General features: G+C 63.1%; 20 protein-coding genes. 15 read left to right on the forward strand and 5 right to left on the reverse strand.

Translation table 11 applies throughout. The annotated features are described in order from the left end of the window. The 4 genes from EN893_RS00700 to EN893_RS00715 all read left to right on the forward strand — a co-directional run. A partial coding sequence (locus EN893_RS00700; protein WP_164900683.1) for an SDR family oxidoreductase occupies positions 1–465 on the forward strand: 465 nt, incomplete at its 5' end. 11 nt (positions 466–476) lie between these two features. Beyond that, a complete protein-coding gene (locus EN893_RS00705; protein WP_127268275.1) occupies positions 477–1424 on the forward strand; it encodes a 3-hydroxyacyl-CoA dehydrogenase in 948 nt (315 codons plus the stop codon). Next, positions 1421–2383 (forward strand): 3-keto-5-aminohexanoate cleavage protein, encoded by a 963-nt coding sequence (locus EN893_RS00710; protein WP_127268274.1) that lies wholly within the window; start codon positions 1421–1423, stop codon positions 2381–2383. The genes EN893_RS00705 and EN893_RS00710 overlap by 4 nt, the downstream gene beginning before the upstream one ends. Positions 2384–2430: 47 nt before the next feature. Beyond that, positions 2431–3309 carry an SMP-30/gluconolactonase/LRE family protein gene (locus tag EN893_RS00715; protein WP_127268273.1) on the forward strand — a complete coding sequence of 293 codons (879 nt, stop codon included), beginning with the start codon at positions 2431–2433 and terminating at the stop codon, positions 3307–3309. Between the two features lie 130 nt (positions 3310–3439). Here EN893_RS00715 and EN893_RS00720 read toward each other — a convergent pair whose 3' ends face one another. Continuing rightward, entirely contained in the window at positions 3440–4201 is a 762-nt protein-coding gene (locus EN893_RS00720) for a GntR family transcriptional regulator (protein WP_127268272.1), read from the reverse strand. 150 nt (positions 4202–4351) lie between these two features. On the opposite strand from EN893_RS00720, the gene EN893_RS00725 reads away from it, so the two are divergent. The 6 genes from EN893_RS00725 (at position 4352) to EN893_RS00750 (ending at position 10845) form a co-directional block, all read left to right on the forward strand. After that, positions 4352–5599, forward strand: coding sequence for an enolase C-terminal domain-like protein (locus tag EN893_RS00725; RefSeq protein ID WP_127268271.1), 1248 nt, complete (start codon positions 4352–4354; stop codon positions 5597–5599). Positions 5600–5661: 62 nt separating this feature from the next. Continuing rightward, complete coding sequence (locus tag EN893_RS00730) at positions 5662–6738, forward strand: ABC transporter substrate-binding protein (protein ID WP_127273121.1); 1077 nt, start codon at positions 5662–5664, stop codon at positions 6736–6738. Positions 6739–6751: 13 nt separating this feature from the next. After that, on the forward strand, positions 6752–8242 hold the full coding sequence (locus tag EN893_RS00735) for a sugar ABC transporter ATP-binding protein (RefSeq protein ID WP_236383134.1): 1491 nt from the start codon (positions 6752–6754) through the stop codon (positions 8240–8242). A 61-nt stretch (positions 8243–8303) separates the two neighbouring features. Beyond that, complete coding sequence (locus EN893_RS00740) at positions 8304–9209, forward strand: ABC transporter permease (protein WP_245456869.1); 906 nt, start codon at positions 8304–8306, stop codon at positions 9207–9209. Continuing rightward, entirely contained in the window at positions 9206–10144 is a 939-nt protein-coding gene (locus EN893_RS00745; protein ID WP_127269554.1) for an ABC transporter permease, read from the forward strand. Before EN893_RS00740 ends, EN893_RS00745 begins: the two co-directional genes overlap by 4 nt. Further along, entirely contained in the window at positions 10141–10845 is a 705-nt protein-coding gene (locus tag EN893_RS00750; RefSeq protein ID WP_164748650.1) for a cyclase family protein, read from the forward strand. Before EN893_RS00745 ends, EN893_RS00750 begins: the two co-directional genes overlap by 4 nt. 7 nt (positions 10846–10852) lie before the next feature. On the opposite strand, the gene EN893_RS00755 is transcribed toward EN893_RS00750, so the two are convergent. Continuing rightward, the gene (locus tag EN893_RS00755) at positions 10853–11869 is read right to left on the reverse strand and encodes a Zn-dependent oxidoreductase (RefSeq protein ID WP_127269556.1); all 1017 of its coding nucleotides are present in this window, start codon (positions 11867–11869) and stop codon (positions 10853–10855) included. Between the two features lie 387 nt (positions 11870–12256). On the opposite strand from EN893_RS00755, the gene EN893_RS00760 reads away from it, so the two are divergent. Beyond that, the gene (locus EN893_RS00760; RefSeq protein WP_245480052.1) at positions 12257–13684 is read left to right on the forward strand and encodes a DHA2 family efflux MFS transporter permease subunit; all 1428 of its coding nucleotides are present in this window, start codon (positions 12257–12259) and stop codon (positions 13682–13684) included. A 107-nt stretch (positions 13685–13791) separates the two neighbouring features. On the opposite strand, the gene EN893_RS00765 is transcribed toward EN893_RS00760, so the two are convergent. From EN893_RS00765 to EN893_RS00775, 3 genes are read right to left on the reverse strand one after another with little or no spacing between them, the layout of a single operon-like run. Then, positions 13792–15054 carry a RhtX/FptX family siderophore transporter gene (locus tag EN893_RS00765; protein ID WP_127272287.1) on the reverse strand — a complete coding sequence of 421 codons (1263 nt, stop codon included), beginning with the start codon at positions 15052–15054 and terminating at the stop codon, positions 13792–13794. Further along, positions 15051–15431, reverse strand: coding sequence for a hypothetical protein (locus EN893_RS00770; protein ID WP_127272286.1), 381 nt, complete (start codon positions 15429–15431; stop codon positions 15051–15053). Before EN893_RS00770 ends, EN893_RS00765 begins: the two co-directional genes overlap by 4 nt. 1 nt (position 15432) lies before the next feature. Further along, on the reverse strand, positions 15433–17514 hold the full coding sequence (locus tag EN893_RS00775) for a TonB-dependent receptor (protein ID WP_236383132.1): 2082 nt from the start codon (positions 17512–17514) through the stop codon (positions 15433–15435). A gap of 356 nt (positions 17515–17870) precedes the next feature. On the opposite strand from EN893_RS00775, the gene EN893_RS00780 reads away from it, so the two are divergent. The 4 genes from EN893_RS00780 to EN893_RS00795 all read left to right on the forward strand — a co-directional run bounded on the left by EN893_RS00780 (position 17871) and on the right by EN893_RS00795 (position 23032). Continuing rightward, a complete protein-coding gene (locus EN893_RS00780; RefSeq protein WP_164748649.1) occupies positions 17871–18800 on the forward strand; it encodes an AraC family transcriptional regulator in 930 nt (309 codons plus the stop codon). Between the two features lie 149 nt (positions 18801–18949). Continuing rightward, positions 18950–19606 (forward strand): GntR family transcriptional regulator, encoded by a 657-nt coding sequence (locus EN893_RS00785; protein WP_127266983.1) that lies wholly within the window; start codon positions 18950–18952, stop codon positions 19604–19606. Between the two features lie 80 nt (positions 19607–19686). Continuing rightward, on the forward strand, positions 19687–20475 hold the full coding sequence (locus tag EN893_RS00790; RefSeq protein ID WP_127266984.1) for a DeoR/GlpR family DNA-binding transcription regulator: 789 nt from the start codon (positions 19687–19689) through the stop codon (positions 20473–20475). A gap of 82 nt (positions 20476–20557) precedes the next feature. After that, positions 20558–23032 (forward strand): FAD-dependent oxidoreductase, encoded by a 2475-nt coding sequence (locus tag EN893_RS00795; protein ID WP_127266985.1) that lies wholly within the window; start codon positions 20558–20560, stop codon positions 23030–23032. Positions 23033–23064 lie beyond the last annotated feature (32 nt).

Raw genomic sequence — 23064 nt, forward strand, 5'->3', positions numbered from 1 at the left:
GACTGGCGGCGCTGCATCGACATCTGCCTGACCGGCCAGTTCCTGTGCGCTCGGCGCGCCGTGCCGCTGATCAAGGCGGCGGGCGGTGGTTCGATCGTCTCGATGTCGTCTGCCGCCGGCCGCCATGGCTACGCCTTCCGCACACCCTATTCGGCGGCCAAGTTCGGTGTCATCGGTTTCACGCAGAGTCTCGCCAAGGAGCTCGGACCGCACGCCATCAGGGTCAACGCCATCCTGCCCGGCATCATCGAGGGGCCCCGCATCGAAGGTGTTATCTCGGCGCGCGCCAAGCAGGTCGGCATCAGCCACGAAGAGATGACGGATCGTTATCTCCAAAACATCTCGCTGCGCCGCATGACCAGCCCCTATGATGTGGCGTCGATGGTCGCCTTCCTGCTCTCCGATGCGGGGATCAACATTTCCGGCCAGTCGCTCGGCGTCGACGGCAATGTCGAAACACTTTGAGGAGCCTATCCATGGCCAATGTCGCAATTGTCGGAAGCGGGTTCATCGGGCGGGCCTGGGCAATCAGCTTTGCCCGCGCCGGCCATGATGTGCGGATGTGGGACCAGTTGCCCACTGCCACGGGTGGCGCCCGCGACTACATTGCCGGCGTGCTCGGTGATCTCGCCCGGAACGACCTGTTGCGGGGACAGGCGGTCGACGCCGTGCTCGGCCGGATCACCATTGTCGCCGAGCTGGCAGAGGCGCTGGCTGGTGCGGTCCATATCCAGGAGAACACGCCTGAAAACCTCGAGGTGAAGCGGGAGGTGTTCTCGCTGATCGACAGCCTTGCCGATCCGCAAACAGTCATCGCCAGTTCCACCTCGGCGCTGTTGCCGTCGAAATTCACCGACCATCTGCAAGGGCGGCAGCGCTGCCTGGTCGTGCATCCGATCAACCCGCCCTATCTCATTCCGGCGGCCGAAATCGTGCCGGCGCCATGGACGTCCGCCGAGACGGTCGAGACAACCCGCGCCTTCCTCATCGACGCCGGTCATGCGCCCCTGGTGATGAACCGCGAACTCGACGGCTTCATCATGAACCGCCTGCAAGGCGCATTGCTGGAGGAGGCTTTCCGGCTTGTCGCCGACGGCTACGCCAGTGTCGAGGATGTCGACATCGGCATCCGCGACGGGCTGGCGCTGCGCTGGTCGTTCATGGGTCCATTCGAGACCATCGATCTCAATGCGCCTGGCGGCGTGCGCGACTATGTCGAGCGTTATCAGGGCATCTATTCCAACATCTTTCCCCAGACGCAGCGACGCGTCGACTGGGCCGGCAAGGTCATCGACACGGTCGAGGCTGATCGCCGCAAGCGACTGCCACAGCAAAGCCTGGGCGACCGGCAGGTGTGGCGTGACCGCCGGCTCATGGCGCTCGCCGCCCACAAGAGAAAATCGGATCAGGAGTTCGGAGAATGACGCAAACCAGCCGCAAGCCGGGGCCTGCACAGACCAAGGGCAAGGTCATCATCACCTGCGCGGTGACAGGTGCCATCCACACGCCGACGATGTCGCCTTATCTGCCGATCACGCCAGACCAGATCGCCTCGGAGGCGATCGCGGCTGCCGAAGCCGGTGCCGCAATCCTGCATCTGCATGCGCGCGATCCGGAAACCGGCAAGCCCGACCAGACGCCGGAGGCCTTCGCTCGCTTCCTGCCGCGCGTCAAGCAAGGCACCAACGCCGCCATCAACATCACCACCGGTGGCAGCCCGTACATGAAGGTCGAGGAGCGCGTGCGCCCGGCCGCCCAGTTCAAACCGGAAGTCGCCTCGCTCAATATGGGCTCGATCAATTTCGGGCTCTATCACCTCGCCGACAAATACGAGACCTTCAAATTCGACTGGGAAAAGCCGCATCTGGAAGCGACCCGCGACCTCGTCTTTCGCAACTCGTTCAAGGACATCGAGTACATCCTGGCGACCTGCTACGACAACGGCACGCGCTTCGAGTTCGAGTGCTACGACATCGCCCATCTCTACAACCTCTCGCACTTCGCCGACCGCGGGCTGGTGAAGCCGCCTTTCTTCGTGCAGTCGGTGTTCGGACTGCTCGGCGGCATCGGCACCCATCCCGAAGACGTCGCCCATATGAAGCGCACTGCCGACCGGCTGTTCGGCGACCAGTTCCGCTGGTCGGTTCTCGGCGCTGGCGCCAGCCAGCTGCGCATAGCCGCGCAATCGGCAGCGCTTGGCGGCAACATCCGAGTCGGGCTGGAGGACAGTCTGTGGGCAGGCAAGGGCAAGCTTGCCAAATCGAACGCCGAGCAGGTCTTGCTGGCCCGCAAGATCATCGAAGGGCTCGGCATGGAGGTGGCGACGCCCGACGAGGCACGCGAAATCCTGTCATTGAAAGGCGGCGACAAGGTCGCTTTCTGAGGCGGCCCGAACAATCGCCGCGAGACGCAAAAACGGAGGAGGACGGCATGAAGATCGAAGTCGTGGTGGACGTGAAGACCACGCTGGGCGAAGGACCGCTGTGGGACGTCGAACAGGAACGACTCTACTGGATCGACAGCTTCGACGGGCGCGTGTTTCGGGCGACCGCCGACGGACGCGAGATCCGGTCATGGGATGTGCCGATGAAGATCGGCTCGATGGCGCTGCGCAAGGACGGTAGCGGCGCCGTGGTGTCGCTGCAGCGCGGTTTCCATCTGCTCGATTTCGCCTCCGGCGATGTGACGCTGATCCACGATCCCGAGCCGGACAAGCCGATGAACCGGCTCAACGACGGCAAGGTTGACCGGCGCGGCCGCTTCTTCGCTGGCTCCATGGACACGATGGAAGAGGGGCCGTCCGGCGGGCTCTACCGGCTCGATCCGGATTTCTCCGTCACCCGGATCGATTCCGGCATCATCTGTTCCAACGGTCCATGCTGGAGCCCCGACGACCGCACCTTCTATTTCGCCGACACCTGGACCGGCGAGATATGGGCCTACGACTACGACATCGCCACCGGTGTCGCCACCAACAGGCGTACCTTCGTGCGCGTCGACACGAGCCGGGGCGGTGCGGCGGACGGCTCGACCGTCGATGCCGAGGGCTATCTGTGGAATGCGCTGGTCTATGACGGCCGACTGATCCGCTACGCCCCCGATGGCAGCATCGATCGCATCATCGACATGCCGGTCAAGAAGATCACCAGCGTCATGTTCGGCGGACCGAAGCTCGACACCCTCTACGTCACCTCGATGGCCAAGCCGCCGCTACCCCGTTTTCCCGGCGACGGCGTTTTGCGCGGTAGCCTGTTCGCCATCACGGGCCTTGGCATCAAAGGCGTTGCGGAACCGCGCTTCGGCGGCTGACGCCAGGCAAGCGAAGCGCCCGTAGCATACGCGCATCAGGCCTTGGCGCGCAGGAATCCCTCATTAAGAATGTGGCAGCACGTCCGAGGCGTCTGCTCTTCACCCAATGGCACAATGAGCGGTCGACGGATCATTGGCCAAAGAGGTCCGGGCGGGCCACGTTGAGCCGTTGAACCGTGCGAAGCACTTCGCGCAAATGCGCCGCCATACGCGCGCCTGCCTGCTTTGCCTCGCCGGTCTCCACGGCCTCGAAGATCGCCACATGCTGAGCGAGCAGCGTTTCGAGGTGGCCGGGCTCTGGCAGGCTCAGATAGCGCACACGGTCCATCTGCAGCTTGACCACCTGGATCACCCGCCAGCTCTTGGGCAGGCCGGCCTCTTCGCAAAGGCTGCGATGGAAGCCCTCGTCGAGCTCGAGAAAAAGCTCGCGGTCGCCCTCGGCCACTGCCTTGGCCTGCTGGGCAAGGTTCACCCTGCCTGCCGCGATGAAGGCGCTCGAACCGTGGCCGGCCAGCTTCTGCACGACGGAGACTTCGAGTGCCTCGCGAATGAACTGCGCTTCCTCGACGTCACTCAGGCGGATCGGCGCGACGAAGCTGCCGCGTTGCGGCAGGATGTCGATCAGCCCTTCATCGGCAAGCCGGATCAGCGCCTCGCGCACCGGTGTACGGCTGACACCGAGCTGCTGGGCGAGGTCCTGTTCGCTGAGCGCCTCCGACGGCAACATCGCCAGCGTCGTGATGGCGCGGCGCAGGCGCTCGTAGATCTGCGGCGAGATCGGCATGCGATTGTTGACCGGCTCCAGCACCCGCGAGGGGTCGCGCTGACCGGCGTTCTTCAGCCTGGCAGCATTGCCTGAAAACCTGGTCGCCCCCGAAAGCTTGGTCCCCATGACGAATCCGTTGCTGTGAATGGCGCTGCACTGCTCCGGTCATGACACCACGCACGTCCCAACTCAAGCGGCAAGCAGGATTGACGCTGTATTGACATACTACCATGGTAGTGTGTATGACGCCGGCAGGCTAGGGGGAGAGGAGCCGGCATGAAGATCACGGACATCAAGGCGACCACCATCACCGTTCCGCTGGAAGCAGCATTGCGGCACAGCAACGGTACGCATTGGGGACGCTTTGTCCGCACCGTGGTCGAGGTCGAAACCGACGAAGGCATTGTTGGGCTCGGCGAGATGGGCGGTGGCGGCGCCGGCGCCGAACTCGCTTTCGCCGGGCTGAAATCCTACCTGGTCGGCCATGACCCTTTCGATCTCAACCGGATGCGCTATGCCATCTGCAATCCGACGGCGTCGCTCTACAACAATCGCACGCAGCTCCACGCAGCGCTGGAATTCGCCTGTCTCGACATTATCGGCAAGAAGCTCGGCGTGCCGGTCTACCAATTGCTTGGCGGGCGCGTGCGCGACCGGATCGGCTTCGCCTCCTATCTGTTCTTCCGTTATGCCGACCGCCGCAGCGGCAAGGGAGAGGTCCGCACCATCGATCAATTGCTCGAGCATGCCCGCGCGCTCAAGGCCGAACATGGTTTTCACGCCCACAAGCTCAAGGCCGGCGTGTTTCACCCCGACTATGAGCTGGAGTGTTTCAGGGCGCTCGCCGCCGAATTTCCTGCCGACACGCTGCGCTACGATCCGAACGCCGCCCTGTCGGTCGAAGAGGCGCTGCGTTTCGGCCAAGCCATTTCCGATCTCAGGAACGACTATTTCGAGGATCCGACCTGGGGCCTTGCCGGCATGCGCCGCTTGCGCGAGAAGCTCTCCATCCCGCTGGCCACCAACACCATCGTCATCGATTTCGAACAGCTCGCCACCAATGTGCGCGACCCTGCGGTTGACGTGATCCTGCTCGACACCACCTTCTGGGGCGGCATCCGCGCCTGCGTGCGCGCCGCGCAGATCTGCGACACGTTCGGTCTCGGTATTGCGGTGCATTCCTCTGGCGAACTCGGCATCCAGCTCGCCACCATGCTGCATCTTGGCGCTGTGCTGCCCAACCTGGTCTTCACCGCCGACGCGCATTATCACCACCTTGCCGACGACATCATCATCGGCGGCAAGATGCCCTACGAGAATGGTGCGATCGCGGTGCCGGAGGCACCGGGCCTCGGTGTCGAGCTCGATCGTGACAAACTCGCCACCTATGCCGAGCTCTATCGCTCGCTGGGCGGCTATGCCTACGACCGCGATCCCGGCCGTCCGGGCTGGTATCCGCTGCTGCCCAACACGAATTTCGCCGACCATTTGAACGATGCCGTGCCTGATCTCGGGCTGGGCTGAGATTTTTCGTTCGAAAGGATCGGCGGGAGGACGCTATGACTTTCAACCGGAGGAGAACAACAATGAGCAGGACCACAGCCTTATTCATTGCAGCCATGCTCGGCTGCACCAGCTTTGCAGCGCTGGACGCGCGCGCCGATGAAGGCGTCGCCAAGGGCGACACTTCGGCCAAGAAGATCGCCTTCAGCAATTCCTACGCCGGCAATTCCTTCCGCCAGGTGATGATCAAGAGCTTCGAGGAAATGGGCGCCAAGGCCGTGGCCGACAAGCAGATCGCCGCAACAGCCGTCGTCAGCTCGAACAATTCGGTGACCGAACAGGCCAGCCAGATCGAGAACCTGATCCTGCAGGGCTACGACGCGATCATCGTCCTTGCCGGCTCCGACACCGCACTCAACGGCGCCATCAAGGATGCCTGCAATGCCGGTATCACGGTCGTTGCCTTCGCCAGCGGCGTCACCGAGCCTTGCGCCTATGTCGTCGACTACAACCTTGACTCCTATGCCAAGGCAGAACTGGATTTCATCTCCAGCAAGCTCGGCGACAAACCGGCCAACATCCTCGAGATCCGCGGTATGGCCGGCGACGGTTTCGACAAGCGCCTGCATGAGGGCGTCGAGAAGGCGATGAAGGCGCACGCCAGCTACAAGGCTGTCGGCGAGGTCTATGGCCAGTGGACGGCGACCGTGGCACAAAAGGAAGTGTCGGGCATCCTGCCGTCGCTGCCTCAGGTCGATGCGGTGCTGACGCAGGGCGGCGACGGCTATGGCGCGGCGCAGGCATTCAAGGCCGCCAACCGGCCGCTGCCGATCATCATCATGGGCAACCGCCAGGACGAATTGGCGCTGTGGAAGCAGGAGCATGATGCCGGCGGCTACGAAACTTTCTCGCTGGGCGCCACGCCCAGCGTCTCGCAGGTCGCGTTCTGGGTCGCGCAGCAGATCCTGGCCGGCAAGCAGGTGCCGAAATTCGTCGAGGTGCCGCTCCTGCAGATCAATCAGCCTGACCTCGACGCCTGGCTGAAGACGGTTCCCGCAGGCGGCGTTGTCAATGCCGAATATCCGCAGGAGCTAGTGGCCAAGATCATCGACGCCAACGTAAAGAAAGAACCTCTGCCCGGCGTACCCGCGCCGAAATGAGCAGCATGGCCGAATGATGAACGATCCCACGTCGCCCAAAAAGGACGCAGCAGAGAGAGGCGATGCTGACAGCCCTCTTGTCGAGGTAGGCAATGTCCGCAAGAGCTATGATGCCGTGCATGCCTTGGGCGGCGTGGATTTTCATCTGAACCCCGGCGAGGTCGTTGGCCTGGTCGGTCACAACGGCGCCGGCAAGTCGACGCTGATGAACGTGCTGGCCGGCACCATCGAGCGCAGCAGCGGCAGCTTTCGCGTCGGCGGACGTGAGATCGGTGCCTGGAGTGCGGCCAGTGCCCAGCAGGCCGGTCTGCGCTGTATCTTTCAGGAACTGTCGCTCTGCGCCAATTTGACGTCGGCGGAAAACACCCGCATCGTGCACAGGTCCTTGCGTGGGTTGGGCTGGCGGCGGCGCGCGCGCCAGGTAATCGGTCCGGTGCTGGACGAGATCTTCCCTGGCCACGGCATCGACCTCGACAGGAAGGTCGCCGACCTGCCGATCGGCGAGCGACAGATGGTCGAGATCGCTCGCGCCTTCACGCAGACCAGCATCAAATTGCGCGCCGTCATTCTCGATGAGCCAACCTCGGCGCTCGGCCATGAGGCGACGGAGCAACTGCTCACCCACATTCGTCGTGCCGCCGGACGTGGTATCGCCTGCATCCTGATCACCCATCGACTGAACGAGATCCTCGCCGTCTGCGACCGCACCGTCGTCATGGTCGACGGCAAGGTCGTCGCCGAGCGGCCGACCGCCGGCCTGTCGCGCGCCGCGCTTGTCGAATTGATGGGCAGCATCGAGCGGCCCCGCGATCGCTCCGTAGGCAAGGCGTCGTCGGTGCAAGCTCCGGTTATCCGGCATGCCGGCCGCGACACCGCTGATCTGACCATCGAAGTCGGCAAGGGCGAGATCATCGGTTTCGCCGGGCTCGACGGCCACGGCCAGCGCGAGCGGCTGCGCGCGATGTTCTATGCCGCGCGCCGGCAGCGCGAGGCCTTGCCGGGTGCCTATGTTGCCGGCGACCGCGGCTCTGAAGGCGTGTTCTCACTGTGGTCTATCGCCGACAATCTGACCATCCGCAGCCTGAATGCGCTGACGCGGGGCGGCATGATTTCAGGCGCCGCCGCTCGCAAGCTGGCCGAGACCTGGTCGGAGCGGCTCAAGGTAAAGGCGCCTTCGATCGACACGCCGATCATGTCGCTGTCCGGCGGCAACCAGCAGAAGGTGCTGTTCGCTCGTGCGCTGGCGTCGGACGCCGAGGTGATCTTCCTCGACGATCCGATGCGCGGCGTCGATGTCGGCACCAAGCAGGAGGTCTACCGGCTGATCCGCGCGGAGGCCGAGAACGGACGCGCCTTCGTCTGGTACACAACCGAACTCGAAGAGCTGACCAATTGCGAGCGCATCTATGTCTTCCGCGAGGGCCGCGCCGTGACCAGGCTGGAAGATGAGGCCATCGAGACCGGCCGTATCCTGCAGGCGTCGTTCGGAGGCGACCATGTCTGACGCGGCTGCCCGAGTTCCGGCCCGTTCTCCTTCCAATCCGCGTTCGGCCTTGCTCAATGCCATGCAGGTCGGCCTGCCGGCTATCGCGCTGCTGGTTATGCTGGCCATCATCTTCAGCATCCGCCCGGCGGCGATGAGCTATTTCGGCTTCCATCTGCTGTTCAAGCTCTCGGTGCCGCTGGTCTTTGCCGCGCTGGCGCAGATGATGGTGATCATGCTGGGCGACATCGACCTGTCGAACGGCGCCTTTGTCGGGCTGATCACCTGCGTCACGGCGCTCTATCTCGGGGACGCGCCGGCAATCGCGGCGCTGTGCTACATCGTCCTGATCGCCGCCTATGCCGGTTTCGGCCTGCTTATTCATGCCCGGCAATTGCCCTCGATCATCGTGACGCTGGGCATGTCCTTCATCTGGCTCGGCATCGCCGTCATCCTGTTGCCGGCACCGGGTGGCTCGGCACCCGCATGGCTTGCCGCCTTCATGAGCTGGCAGCCGCCTTTGATGCCGCTGTCGATCTGGCTGGCGGCACTGGCGGCGCTCGCCGGCCATCTCGTCATCTCACGCTCCTCCTATGGCGTGGTGCTGCGCGGCGCAGGCGGCAATCCGCGCGCCGTCGAGCGCGCCGGCTGGTCCGTTATCGGCATCCGGGTCGCGGTCTATGCGGTCGCCGGCCTGCTCGCCTGTCTGGCCGGGCTGACGCTGACCGGCCTCACCACATCGGGCGACGCCAATGTCGCGCCGGCCTATACGCTGCTCGGCGTCGGCGCGGTGATCCTCGGCGGCGGCGCCTTTACCGGCGGCGTCGTCTCGCCGGTCGGCACGGTGGTCGGCGCTCTGACGCTGTCGCTCGCGGGCTCGCTTTTGTCTTTCCTGCAGGTGCCGCCGACGTGGCAGATCGGCGCCCAGGGCGTCATCCTGTTTCTCGTGCTGGCCGGGCGCGTGCTTTTGTCGGAGCGGACGCGATGACCCGGAGATTGAGCCTCGCGCCGTGGACCTACGGCTTCATCGTGGCGCTCGCAATGTGGCTGGCGACGACAGCCTATTCGGGCATCGGCAGTGCCGGCGCCACGTTGTCGGGCGCGCTCGCCTTCGGTGCCTTCAGCGTGGTGGTGGGAACCGGGCAGATGTTCGTGGTCGCTTCCGGGCCGGGCAATATCGACCTGTCCGTGCCATCCGTGCTGACGCTGGCCGCCTATGTGTCGATGACGGTGATGCAAGGGTCCGACGGCATGCTGCTGCCTGGCCTGCTTGCAGCACTTGCCGTCGGCGCTGTCGCTGGTGCCGCGAACTTCCTTGCCATCGTCGCGCTCAGGCTGCCGCCGATCATCGCGACGCTCGCCTGGAGCTTCGTCTTCCAGTCGCTTGCCTTCAATCTCGGCGGCCAGGCGACGCTGAAGCCGCCGGCAGGCCTTTCCCGGTTCACCTCGATGAGCCTTGGCGGTGTGCAATTCATGCCGATCGCGGTGATGCTGCTGACGCTGGCCGCCATGATCGCTCTCAAACGCACGGTCTGGGGCCGGCAAGTGCTGGCCACCGGCCAGAGCGAACCGGCGGCGCGGCTTGCCGGCATCAACGTCGCACGGGTGCGGTTGATTGCCTATATGCTGTGCGGCACGGCGGCGGCGCTCGCCGGCTTCCTGCTTGCCGGCTTCAGCGGCGGGGCAGCACTCAACATGGGTGACGCCTATCTGATGGAATCGATCGCCGTGGTGGTGCTTGGCGGCACCAGCGTCGCTGGTGGGCAGGCCAACGCGGTAGGCATATGGGGGGCTGCGTTGTTCTTCAACCTGATGTCTACCATGCTCAACACCTTTGGCATCCAGGCAGGCGTGCGCTTCCTTTTGACCGGCGTGCTGATCATCCTGATCGTCGTTCTCGTGCCGAGGCCTCGCGTCAGATGACATCCGCCACTGACACGCTCGCCAAGCTGTTCGAAACAGAGGCGGTTTCCTTCGTCGATTTGACGCATCCGATGAAGCCCGGCATGCCGGTGTGGCCGACGCACCCGCATTACTGCCAGGAGATGGTGGAATCCTATGACCGCGGCGACGTCGCCTGCAACCATGCGTTGGCCATGAGCGAGCACACCGGCACGCATTTCGACGCGCCGGTCCATTTCATCCGCGGCGGTGCTGCCATCTCCGGCATTCCGGTCGAGCGTTTCTTCGGCCGCATGGTGACGATCGATGCGCGTGGCTGTCAGCCCCGGCAGGCGGTCGAGCCGGATTCTATCTTTGCTTTCGAGGCCGAACATGGCCGCATACGGCAGGGCGACGCCGTGTTCTTCCATTTCGGCTGGGACCGGCTCTGGGACGATCCGGCTGCGTTTCTCGCCGACTGGCCAGGACTGTCGCCGCAAGCAAGCGAATTGCTGGTCGAGCGCGGTGCGCGCATCGTCGGCTCGGACTGCCTGTCGATCGATTGTTTCGGCAGCGAGGATTTCCCGGCGCACAATACGTTGCTTTCAGCAGGCATCCTGATCGGCGAGAATTTCGCACGGCTTGGTGACTTGCCGCCTTGGTGCTTCCTGATCAGCTTGCCGCTGGCGATCGAAGGCGGTAGCGGATCACCGCTGCGCGCCGTCGCGCTGGTCGAGGGCTAATTCCGGCTTACGAGAAGTCCAGCTGAACCTTGAGCGTTCGCTCCGGTTCCTTCTCGATCAAGTTGAAGGCTGCGCGTGCATCGGCCGCCGCGAACACCTGCGTGATCATGCCTTGCGGATCGAGCCGCTTGTCGGCCAGCCATTCGACGACGCGCGGCAACAGCCGGCGGTTCAGGCGCGAGCCGACGATGGTCAGTTCCTTGCGCACCACTTCCTGCTGGCTGAGGTTGGATGGGGCGTCCGAAAAGCCGAGCAGGCCGATGCGGCCCGCCGGGCTGGCCAGCCGGCAAGCCTCGTCGAGAAGTGCGGGAATGCCGGCGCCGTCAATGACCAGCGTCGGGCCAAGACCGTCATTTTCACCGCGCACCGCGGCCGGCACGGGATCGCGCACAGAGTGGATCACCCTGTCGGCACCGAAGCGGAGCGCTCGCTCCAGGCGGGCTTCGTCGATATCGGCAACGATGCACCGTGCGCCCTTGAGTTTGGCGACCTGCAGGACAGTGACGCCGACCGTGCCGGCGCCATAGATCAGCGCTGTGTCCTCGGGTCCGCAACCGGTACGATCGAGCACATTGGCGGCGATGGAAAACGGCTCGGCCAGTGCCGCCAGCCCAAACGGCATATCCCTTGGAACCGGTATGACATTTGCCGCCGGCACCGCGACGAAGGCGCGAAAACCGCCGTCGCGGTGAACGCCCATCACTTCGAGGTTGGCGCAGACATTGGAGCGGCCGACCCGGCAGGGATAGCAGTGGCCGCACGACACCACGGGATCGACCACCACACGGTCTCCCGTCGCAATGCCGGTCACATTGCGTCCGAGCGCTGTTACGCTGCCGGCGAATTCATGGCCGATGATACGTGGATAGACGGCGAACGGATTGGAGCCATGCAGGATGTGAATGTCGGAGCCGCAGATGCCGGCACGGCTGACATGAACGACGACTTCGCCTGCCCCGGGCTGGGGTATCGTGCCCTGCCGGACTTCCAGCGACTGCGGCGCGCGAACGAGAACTTCAAGCATGGCCTCACCACTTGTATACTAGTCGACAAGTGGCTCAATCTCGCTGCTTCGTCAAGCGCTCATGGCGGCTGTTAGACAGCCTCTTACCTGACACGTTGCGACACGAAATCGGAACTGGCGTTCACTGAAACGCAAATGCCCTGGCGTCCGCAGTTTGGACGCTCAATGCGCTGTCTTGCCGGTCTCCTCTCGAAGGGGCGGGCAGTCAAAATTTGTTGACTTCCATCAAGGAGGAAATGACTACCGCTTGCCTATCCGTCGGACCATAAGACAGGCTGTGCGATCGGGGCCTCGGCCGGCTTGCCGCACGGAAGGCGACCTTGCCTTTGAACGCGGACGCGCCATCTGGAATGGGGCAGCCGCCTGCATGACGGAATGGCAACAGCATTGGAACAGCCTCAATTTGCCACCGAGCGCGATCCGAGGCTGAGACTGATTATTCCAATCATCGTCGCCATCGCCTTTCTGATGGAGCAGCTCGATTCCACCATCATCACCACCGCGATCCCTGCCATCGCGCGCAGCCTCGACACGACGCCGGTCAGGCTGAACCTGGCGATCACCACCTACATCCTGACGCTGGCCGTATTCATTCCCGTCAGCGGCTGGTTCGCCGACAGGTTCGGCGCACGAAAAGTGTTCGCGCTCGCGCTTTTCACCTTCACCCTCGGCTCGGCGCTGTGCGGCATGGCCAACAGTTTCGGCATGCTTTTGGCGATGCGCGCCCTGCAGGGGCTGGGCGGCGCCATGATGACGCCGGTCGGGCGGCTGATCCTGCTGCGCAGCTTTCCGCGCAGCGGGTTGATCACCGCCATGACCTACATGACCTTGCCCGCCATCATGGGGCCTGTGATCGGGCCGCTGCTCGGCGGCCTGTTGACCACCTATGCATCGTGGCGCTGGATATTCTATGTCAACGTGCCTTTCGGTTGTCTCGGCATTCTGGCGGCGCTGCGCTTCGTCGACGATTTCCGCGAGGAGGCGGTGCAGCGCTTCGACTTCGCCGGGTTCCTGATGGTGGGATGCGGAGTCGCGCTGCTGCAGTTCGGACTGGAAAGCATCGGTAGGCCGATCATCTCCGTTTCGGCGACAGCGTTGGTGTTGGCCGCGGCGATCCTGCTGCTGCTCGCCTTCGGGCGCTATGCGCGCCGCGTCGTTGCACCGGCAGTCGATCTGACACTGTTTCGATTTCGCTCGTTCTGGGTCGGTACGCTCGCAGGCGGCCTGTGCCGCGTTGGCCTCAACGGCGTGCCTTTCCTGTTGCCGCTGATGCTGCAGGTCGGCTTTGGCATGAGCCCGGTCACCTCGGGCTCGCTGACATTCGTCGGCAGCTTCGGCGCCTTGCTCATTCGGCCGCTGCTGTCGCCGCTGTTGCGGCGCTTTGGCTTCAATGTCGTGCTCATCGGCAGCGCGGTGGTCGGCTCCGCCGCTGTCGGGGGCTTCGCCTTGATCGAAGCCGATACGCCGCACTGGATGATCGGCCTTTACGTCTTTGTCTTCGGGGTCATCCGGTCGGCGCAGTTCATGACCTCCAACACGCTGTCCTATGCCGACCTGCCGGACGACAAGCTCAGCCGCGCCACCAGTCTCGGCGGCGTCCTGCAGCAACTCAGCGTTTCCCTGGGCGTTTCGATCGCCGCCATGGTGCTGGGCCTTGTCGCAGGAGAAACCCGCATCGTGACAGCGGAACGCTTCCACCAGGTGTTCCTGCTGACCGCGGTCATCCCGCTGCTGTCCGTCCCCGGCTTCCTGTACCTGCGTGCCGAGGACGGCGTGCAGGTCAGCGGCCATGTTCGACCACGAAATTCTCGTTGACGCCGCGCCTTCGGCTGTCCTGGAGACATCGAGCCCGCCTGTCTGCCTGGCTGCCACCAATCGGCCCGGACCAGCTCGTGGCGCACGATGTCTTCCATGCTGGAATTTCAGGCGAAGTCCGCTCCCGCGCTTTTCTTCGAGAGCCGCGAAAGAAGGTGAACAGTCAGCACGACGGCCAGACCGGAGACGAGCGTCGAGAGGGTGAAAAGTGCGCCATAGCCGATGCGGTCGGCGATCGCACCGGCCATCATCGAGCCGATCAGGTAGATGATGATCTGGGCGCAGGACAGAATGGTGAAGTCCGTTCCAGGCTGATCTTTCGATGACACCGCCATGAACAGGCTGTAGAGCGCCACAATCTCCATATAGCGGATCAAGGTCTGAAACCCCGCCGCTCCCAAAAGAGTCCATATGCCCGTGATTTCGCCGGCCGCATGCAGGGCAAACAACAGGAAGCAGATCGTGCGCAAGGCGCCGAGCAGCAGCAGCGTTCGGCCGGCGCCGGAACGTCGAACAAGCATGGCCGCTATGAAGGATCCGGCAATGCCGGCCGTCGCCGCAGAAATACCGCTCAGATATCCGATCGCCGACAGCGGCAATCCGACGTCGACGAGATAGGATCCCTCCATGGATTTCACCAGCCCTTCGCTCGCCCGGTAGGTCAGTGCGATCATCAGGACGGTCACGGCTTCCGGGCGCTTGAGAAAGCTGGAGATCGAAGGTTTCGCCCGCGGTTCGGCGTTTTTTGTAGCGGTGTCCTCCGGCATGAAGGCGATCGCAATCAATGGCAGGGCTGAGACCGCCGCGATCGTCAGCACCATCGCCTGCCAGCCGACCCAGCCATAGAGAAGCAGGGAAACGGTGCCGCCGACGATGACGCTGAGTGCGACCGCTCCGCCCTGGATTGCGTTTCCAACGGCGCGATCCTCTTGCCTCAGGGCGAGCGTGGCATAGCCGTCGGTTGCAATGTCCTGCGTCGAGGTCAGCACCGCGATCGCGAAACCTATTGCGAATATGGCTTTCAGATTGGTCGGTTCCACAAGGGCGAGTGCCGCTATGGCGATCACAGTCCCGATCTGCGTGGGAAGAATCCATCCGCGGCGGTGCCCGATCGCCATCGGCCTGATCCGATCGACGAGCGGTGCCCAGAGGAATTTCACCGTCAGCGGGATCATCAGGACGGCAAGCATGCCGATGGCCGTTCTCGACACGCCAAGCTCGCGCATGATCGGCGGCACCGCGGCGACCAGGAGATAACCCGGAATACCCTGGGCGAGGTAGAGACCCGCCAGCACGGCGAACAGCCGCAAACGCTGCCAATCCCGCCGCTCTGCCGGCCGGCTGATGGTCTCGGATGCGAGCCCGCTCATGGCCGAACTGCCTTGTCGAGATGTTTGGCGGCGAACTGCCGCGCTTCCTCTCTGTCGCTGGTGACGTGGACCGGAATAGCCCAGAGCCGCTCGAACGATTGCCGCGATCGTGGGTTGGGATTGTCACGCACCAGTGCCAAGGCCCGGCATGCGCTGGAGATGCGCTGCCGCGTGGCCTTGGCCCATGCGGCCTGACGGACTTCCCCCTCTCGGGAGAGATGAGTGCTGCCGGCAATATCCACCACGATGGCATAGGGTCCATCGAGGTTGCCGATCCGGTCGAGCGCTTCGAGGTAGTCGGCCTCGTCGGTTGCCGCGTGCGGAGGGTAGAGGCGCAGGTCGACGATGCCGTCCTTGTGCATCTCGAAACGAACCATCTCAGAAGGTGACCTTGTAGCCGAGCGATACCATGCGGCCGAAACCATTGACGACATTGTTGCGCGTGGCGCTAGCTGTCGGATTCATGTAGTTGGTGTCGAAGACGTTCTCGACGCCGACACTGAGATCGCCCTTGCCGACCTTGTGGCTCGCAAGGATATTTACCAGTGCCGCGCCCTTGATCTCGGGTACGGTCGTTATCTTGTCCCGGCTGGTGAAGAACTGGACCTCGCTGCGAAGATTGAGGCCGTTGTCGAAGACATAGGTCCCGTAGACCGTGCCGTGCACCGGGGTCGCTATCCTGTTGTTCGGCAGCCACGCATCGATATTGCCATCGCCGTCATTGTCGTAGCGCCCCTCGGTATAGCCAAGGAGGCCACCGACGGTGAGGTTGCCGGTCAGGTTCCACCATGCGGTGACTTCGACGCCCCAGATTTCCTCCTTCTGCTGCGACACGCGGTTGGAGGCGATGTCGTAGTTCACGCCTTGGTCGGAGGTGGACAAAAAGGCCGACAGCGAGCCGCCATAGTCGACATCGCCGCCGCGAATGCCGATCTCGTAATTGTTGACGACCTGAGGGCTGGGAGCGATGTCAGCGTAGCTGACCGTATAGTCGGGTGCGCCTGCGCCGGGACATGCCAGCGCCCCGTAGGCGTCGCACAGTTCGGCACTGCTGTTGGCGCCGGCTCGCCGCGTGAAGCTGCCGATGTCGGTCAGCGAGAACCCCTGCGAGAAGCCACCGTAAAGCTGGACATCGGGCGTGAGATCGAATGTGCCGCCGACATTGAAAGTCAGATTGTCGTAGTCAAAGGACCCGCCGATGACGTTGATCGCCGGATATGGCCGGTTGATGTAAAAGATGGCTGGGCGGTTGAAATCCTCGATGTCGAGGAAGTAGCGTTCGTAGCGCAATCCACCTTGCAGGCGCAGCCGGTCGGTCACAGGGACCTGCAACTGGGCAAAGCCGGCGACCGAGTTCTGCTTCATCGGACTGATGACGTCCCAGCCGTTCTCGAGTTTCTGGAAGGTCTTGTCGTGGATGAAGTCCAGGCCCCAGGTCAGCGTCGACCCCTCCAGCAGCATGTCGAGAGGGGTCTCGACCGTAGCGGTGACGCCGGCGCGCTTGCTGAAGAGCGTGGTCTGGGCAAAGCTGGCCTGCGGGTTGAGCGGGTTGCCCGAATAGTAGACCTGATTGTTCACGAAGCGATCGAAGCGGGTGAAGGGAAAGCGCTTCTCCATATCGTTGTAGAACGACTTCACTTCGAGCGATCCCAAGGCGAAGGCGGTGTCGGTATAGCGCGCGGTGAAATATTTTGAATTCTCTTCCACGGATTCGCCCGTATACGGCGCCGTGTAGTCGGGCGCCGCTGGAGTGGCCTGGAAATTGGAAAACCAATCCGGATTCTGTTCCATGCGGACCAGTTCGCCGGAGACCTCGAAACGACGGGCCCCGTCCTCATATCCCAGTCTTGCATAGAGGTTGCCGAAGTCGGTGCGATCGCCCCCGCCTTGGCCGAGCATGGCGTCGGACGGCAGTTCGCGACCGTCTCCGTCATAGGTCCGGCGCGTCCGCTGGCCGCTGGCCGAGAACATGTAGTCGAATTTGCCGATCTTCTGCGTCGCCGAAACCGAAACTTCCGGCGCCAGGGACTTGCCGGGATTTGCAGTGAACGCCTTCACCTTGGTCTCGACGGTGACGGTTGGTCTTTCGGTCGCGTCCCGCCTGGTGATGAAATTGATGGTGCCGCCGGTCGCGCCGGAGCCGTAAAGGCTGCTTGCCCCGTTGACCACCTCAATGCGCTCGACTTTGCCGAGATCGATAAGCGAAAGCGTTCGTGAAACGTCACGCAACGGGGTGTTGCGGGGAATGCCGTCGACGAGAATCAGCACGCCGCGACCGCGAAAGCTTTCCGAGGCACCTGAAATCGTCTGGTTTGCGATCGAAAAACCGGGAACCAGCTTGGAAATCAGGGTCGCCGGGTCGCTCGTCAGCTTGAGCTGTTGTGCCAGCTCATCAGCCTCGATGACCTGGACGGACCCGGGAATGCTGGAGATCGGCTGCTCCGTTCTGCTCGCCGTCACCAACACTGTTTCCAGCTGTATCGCGGGTGCCGAATCTCCAGTGTTCTGCGCCTGCACGGGCATGGTCGTGAAAGCAAGTGGCAGCAGTGCGAGGCAAGTTCCCGCGATCAGTTCATTCCGCATAGTCGCACTCCAAATTGGCCCCTCGGGTGCCGCAAAGGCATTGAGGGCCACAAATCGCTGGCTCCCTTTTCCCGGATCGATTAAATATGTCTCAATTACTCATGTTATCGATCAGGGCGATGGCGCGCTTGGAGTGAAGCGAAGCCGGCACTGCTGAAAACGAACTCCGACGATCCGAATTGAAAATGTTGCAGTTATATCACAGGTCGACCAACCCCAGCGGGATCAGCCCGGTGAGCTTCGACATGTCGGGTCACGACGACGCGGAAGCCGAGCGGTTGTGCGCCGGCCATTTTTTAACGGTCATCGGGGAGGTCGCGATCGAAACAGGGCTGGGTGTCCTCTCCGCCGTGCGTGGCGTGACATGTGGCCTCGCCGATCTGAACGTCATGACGTGTTTCTTCCCGCCCTCGCCGTTACGGGTGCGGGGGATTGGAATGCCGGGTTCGGACAAGGTGCTCATGTTGCGAAGCATGGAAGGTCCGCTGGTCGTTGAGCAGGATGGACGGAAGATAGAAGCCGCGCTTGGAGATTTCCTCTTTGTATCCGGTGAGATGGCCTACGACTGGTATCTGCCGGAAGGGGGCAGGCTGGACTGCGGCAGCCTGCCCGGCGCCGCTTTCCGCGTTTCCGGCGAGACGCTTTCCAGGCTGATGCTGCGACCGATCCCGAGAACGTTTCCTCCGCTCCAGCTTCTGATCACCTACGGCGCTTATCTGTTGATGCGTGGCCCGCATTCTGCCAACGAGGCGGAGATGGCCAATGCCCATTTCAACGAAATACTTCCGCTCGTCGTCGCCTATCTGGAAACCCCATCAACGGTGGAACGTGACCGGCTGCACCCTGTTAAACGCTATATCGATGATCACCTGGGGGATGGCGATCTGAGCATTTCCGCTGTGGCCGCTGTCCTCGATGTTACACCACGATATGTCCAGAAGTTGTTTCAGCGCGAAGGGACGACATTTTCGAGATATCTTCTCGAACGGCGCCTGGCCGAGGCGCGCAAGCTGCTGTTGCGGGGAACGGGAACGCTTTCGATAGGCGCCACTGCCTATGAAGTCGGTTTCGGGGATATCTCCTACTTCAACCGCACCTTCCGAAAGCGTTATGGCGTGGCGCCTTCCAGCGTTCGGGATGAAGCGCGGCAGACCCTTGGTTGAGTGGCTAATAGCCCGGGCAGAGACCGTCGGAATAGTGCGGCGAACCCTTGGGGCGTTGCCGATACTGCGTATACGAGGATACCTACATCCGTTAAGCTGAGCGCCGCGTCAAACGGGAGCATCGATTGCAAGGATTTGCGGAAAGCGTGATGCAGGGGCCGCGAACCGTGGCCGAACAGGTCGCCAATGTCCTGCGCGAAGCGATTGCCGGTGGAACCATCAAGGCGGGCACTCCGCTGCGCCAGGACGAATTGGCCGAGCAGTTTGGCTTCAGCCGCATGCCAATTCGTGACGCCCTTCGCCAATTGGAAGCCGAAGGCATTGTTTCCATCCATCCGACAAAAGGCGCGCAGGTCGCCCGGATGGACGGCGCCGAGATCGGTGAAATCTACGCACTGCGCGAACTGCTTGAATGCGAGGCGGTGCGGCTTTCGCTTCCCAACCTCGCCGGCGCGAAGCTCGACGAGGCGGAACAGGTGCTCGACCAGATCGACGCGGAGCGCAATGTCGGCCGATGGGGTGCGCTGAACCGTGCCTTTCATCTGGCTCTCTACGACGCCTGCGGTAACCGTCGATTGCTCGGCCTGATCGAGGCGCACCACAATGCCGCAGATCGCTACGTCCGCATCCTCCTGTCGAACCTGGATTATCGCAGCCGCTCGCAGACGGAGCACCGCGACCTGCTGGCCGCCTGCAGGGCGCGCAAGGAGGACAAGGCCATAAGCATTCTGAGGCGGCATCTTCGCGAGGGAAGCGAGACGCTGGTCAGCGCGATCAGGGAAGATGGCCTGTCGCGAAAATCCTGACGGCGTGGCTTGAGCTCCGGTTGCCTCTGCGCGCGATCACTGCCACATATTGCAACATCGATACTCGATCCAGGATCATCATGTCCCCCGACAGCAGCCTGCCGGCGCGCGCCCTTGCTCCACGTCGCCACGAAGAGATCCTGCGGCGGCTGGGCGCTCACGGGTCTGTCAGTGTCGCCGAGCTGGCCGGGTTCTTCGATGTCTCACGCGAAACCATCCGCCGCGACCTGAAACTGCTGTCGGATAAAGGACAGCTCGGCATCGTCCATGGCGGCGCTGCCCGTTTCGAGCCGAGCGAACCGGCAATGAGCCTGCGCAGCCAGGAGAATGCCCGGGGCAAGGCTGCGATCGGCAGGATAGCTGCCGGTCTTGTGAAGGACGGCATGGTGGTGTTCCTCGATTCCGGCACCACCACGCTGGCCGTCGCACAAGCCATGACCGACCTGCGCGATCTCACCATCTGCACGGCGAGCCTCCCGATCGCGCTTCTGCTGTGCCACGTCTCAGGCATGCGCGTGCATATGCTGGGTGGCGAAGTCGATCCCGGCGAAGAAGCAGCCTCCGGCATCGACATGCTCGAAGCCATGGCGCGCTTTCGCGTCGACATCGCCTTCCTCGGTGGTGGCGCGCTGTCGCCCGACGGCGAGGTGACCGATTTCACCCGCGCCGGCGCCGAACAGCGCAGCCGCATGATCGCGCTTGCCGCCAAAACCTACTTCGTTCTCGACAGCAGCAAGTTCGCAAAGCTGACGCCGCTCAGGATCCCGAATTTTCAGCACGCCGCCGGCGTGATCGTCGATGCGAAGCCGCAGGCCGACATCGCCGAAGCGCTTGCGCGCAAGGGGCCTGAGCTGATGGTTGCATCTTGATGTGATATTTTGTGGCATTTTGTGTTGATATTTGGAATTCGACTGCTATGATCCGGCTCGTGTCAAAACGGCAGGATCTCCCATGGCAAACCAATTTCCCACCCAGGCGCGCGTCGTCATCGTCGGCGGCGGTATCATCGGCTGCTCGGTCGCATATCACCTGACGAAGCTCGGCTGGACCGATGTTGTGCTGCTCGAACAGGGGCAACTCAGCGGTGGCACCACCTGGCACGCCGCAGGGCTTGTCGGCCAGTTGCGCAGTCACTCCAACATGACCAGCCTGATCAAATACTCCACGCAGCTCTATGGCGAGCTGGAAGCCGAGACCGGGCTTGCCACCGGCTGGAAGAATTGTGGCTCACTGTCGGTGGCGCGGACCGCCGACCGCATGACGGTGCTGAAGCGCACGGCCGCATCGGCACGCGCCCAGGGCGTCGACATCGACGTGATTTCGCCGAAGGAGGCGGCGGATCTATGGCCGGTCATGGCGACCGACGATCTGGTCGGCGCCGTCTGGCTGCCGGGCGACGGCAAGGCCAATCCGACCGATCTCACGCAATCGCTCGCCAAGGGTGCGCGCAATCGCGGCGCGAAAATTATCGAGCGGGTCAAGGTCACTGGTATCAGCCAGAGGAATGGTGTCGCCTGCGGTGTCGAGACGGATCGCGGCAACATTGCCGCCGAGATCGTCGTCAATTGCGCCGGCCAGTGGGCGCGCAAGGTCGGGCTGATGTGCGGTGTCTCGGTGCCGCTGCATTCGGCCGAGCACATGTACATCGTTACCGGCAGGATCGAGGGCGTGCATCCGGACCTGCCCGTGATGCGCGACCCCGACGGTTTTATCTACTTCAAGGAAGAGGTCGGCGGCCTGGTCATGGGCGGCTTTGAGCCGCACGCCAAGCCGTGGGGCATGAATGGCATTCCCGAAAATTTCGAGTTCGCGCTGTTGCCGGACGATTGGGATCAGTTCGAGATCCTGATGGAAAACGCGCTGGTCCGCGTACCGCAATTGGCGGAGGCCGAGGTCAAGAAATTCTACAACGGTCCCGAGAGCTTCACGCCGGACAACAATTTTCTCCTTGGCGAGGCGCCGGAGCTGAAGAATTTCTATGTCGGCGCCGGCTTCAATTCGATGGGCATCGCCAGCGCCGGCGGTGCGGGCAGGGCGCTGGCGGAATGGATCGTCAATGCCGCGCCGACCATGGATCTATGGCCGGTCGATATCAGGCGTTTCGCCCCCTTCAACAACAATCCGCGCTGGCTGCATGACCGTGTCAAGGAAACGCTCGGCCTGCACTACGCCATGCCGTGGCCGAACCGCGAACTGGATACCGCACGGCCGTTCCGCCGGTCGCCGCTCTACGACCGGCTCGCCGTCAAGGGCGCCTGCTTCGGTTCCAAAATGGGCTGGGAGCGCGCCAACTGGTTCGCGGCACCGGGAGAAAAAGCCGAAAACGACTATGCCTTCGGCCGTCAGAACTGGCACGAGGCGGTCAAGCGCGAGACGAAGGCGACACGCGAAGCCGTCGCCGTCTTCGACCAGACCTCTTTCGCCAAGCTCCTCGTGCAAGGCCACGATGCCTGCGCCGCGCTCAACTGGATCTGCGCCGGAAATATCGACGTACCGGTCGGTACGTCTGTTTATACGGGCGTGCTCAATGCACGTGGCGGCTATGAAAGCGATTTCACCGTGATGCGGCTTGGCGTGGAGAAATTCCTTATCGTCACCGGTTCGGCGCAAGCCATCCACGATGCCGACTGGATCGTCAAAAACATCCCGTCCAACGCGCATGCAATCTTGACCGATGTCACCTCGTCCTACGCGGTACTGGCATTGATGGGGCCGCGCTCGCGCGATCTGCTGGGCAAACTCTCCTCGGCCGATCTCTCCAACGCCGGCTTTCCCTTCGCCACCATCCGCGATATCGATATCGGCTATGCCACCGCCTATGCCAACCGCATGACCTATGTCGGCGAACTGGGCTGGGAACTGATCGTGCCGACCGAATTCGCCGTCGGCGTCTATGAGGCACTGCATGAGGCTGGCAGCGAGTTTGGCCTGATCGATGCCGGTTACTACGCGCTCGACGCCTTGCGTATCGAAAAGGGTTTTCGCGCCTGGGGTCGTGAGCTGACGCCAGATATCAATCCCTGGCAGGCTGGGCTTGGCTTCGCCGTCGCGATGGACAAGCCGGGTGACTTTATCGGCCGCGACGCGCTGGTTGAGACGAAGCCATCAGCACCGGCAAGACGCGTCGTGCTGTGCACGCTCGATGATGCCGAGCCGATGCTGTGGGGCGGCGAACTGATCCTGCGCGACGGCAAGCCGGTCGGCGAAGTCCGCTCGGCCGCCTACGGCCACACGCTTGGCCGCTCGGTGGCGCTCGGGCTGATCGAGAACGAGGCGGGCGTCGATGCTGCGTTTCTCACCGGTGGTCGTTTCGAGATCGACCTTGCCGGCGTTCGCCATGCCGCGACAGCACATCTGCGCAGCCCCTACGATCCGAAGTCGGAGCGGGTGAAGGCTGATGTGGTGGAGGTTCGCGCTGCCGCCTAATCCGCCGACATGGACCTTGCCATATCCAGGAA

Source organism: Mesorhizobium sp. M7A.F.Ca.CA.004.04.2.1, from assembly GCF_004022825.1.
In the GTDB taxonomy this organism is placed as follows: Bacteria; Pseudomonadota; Alphaproteobacteria; order Rhizobiales; family Rhizobiaceae; genus Mesorhizobium.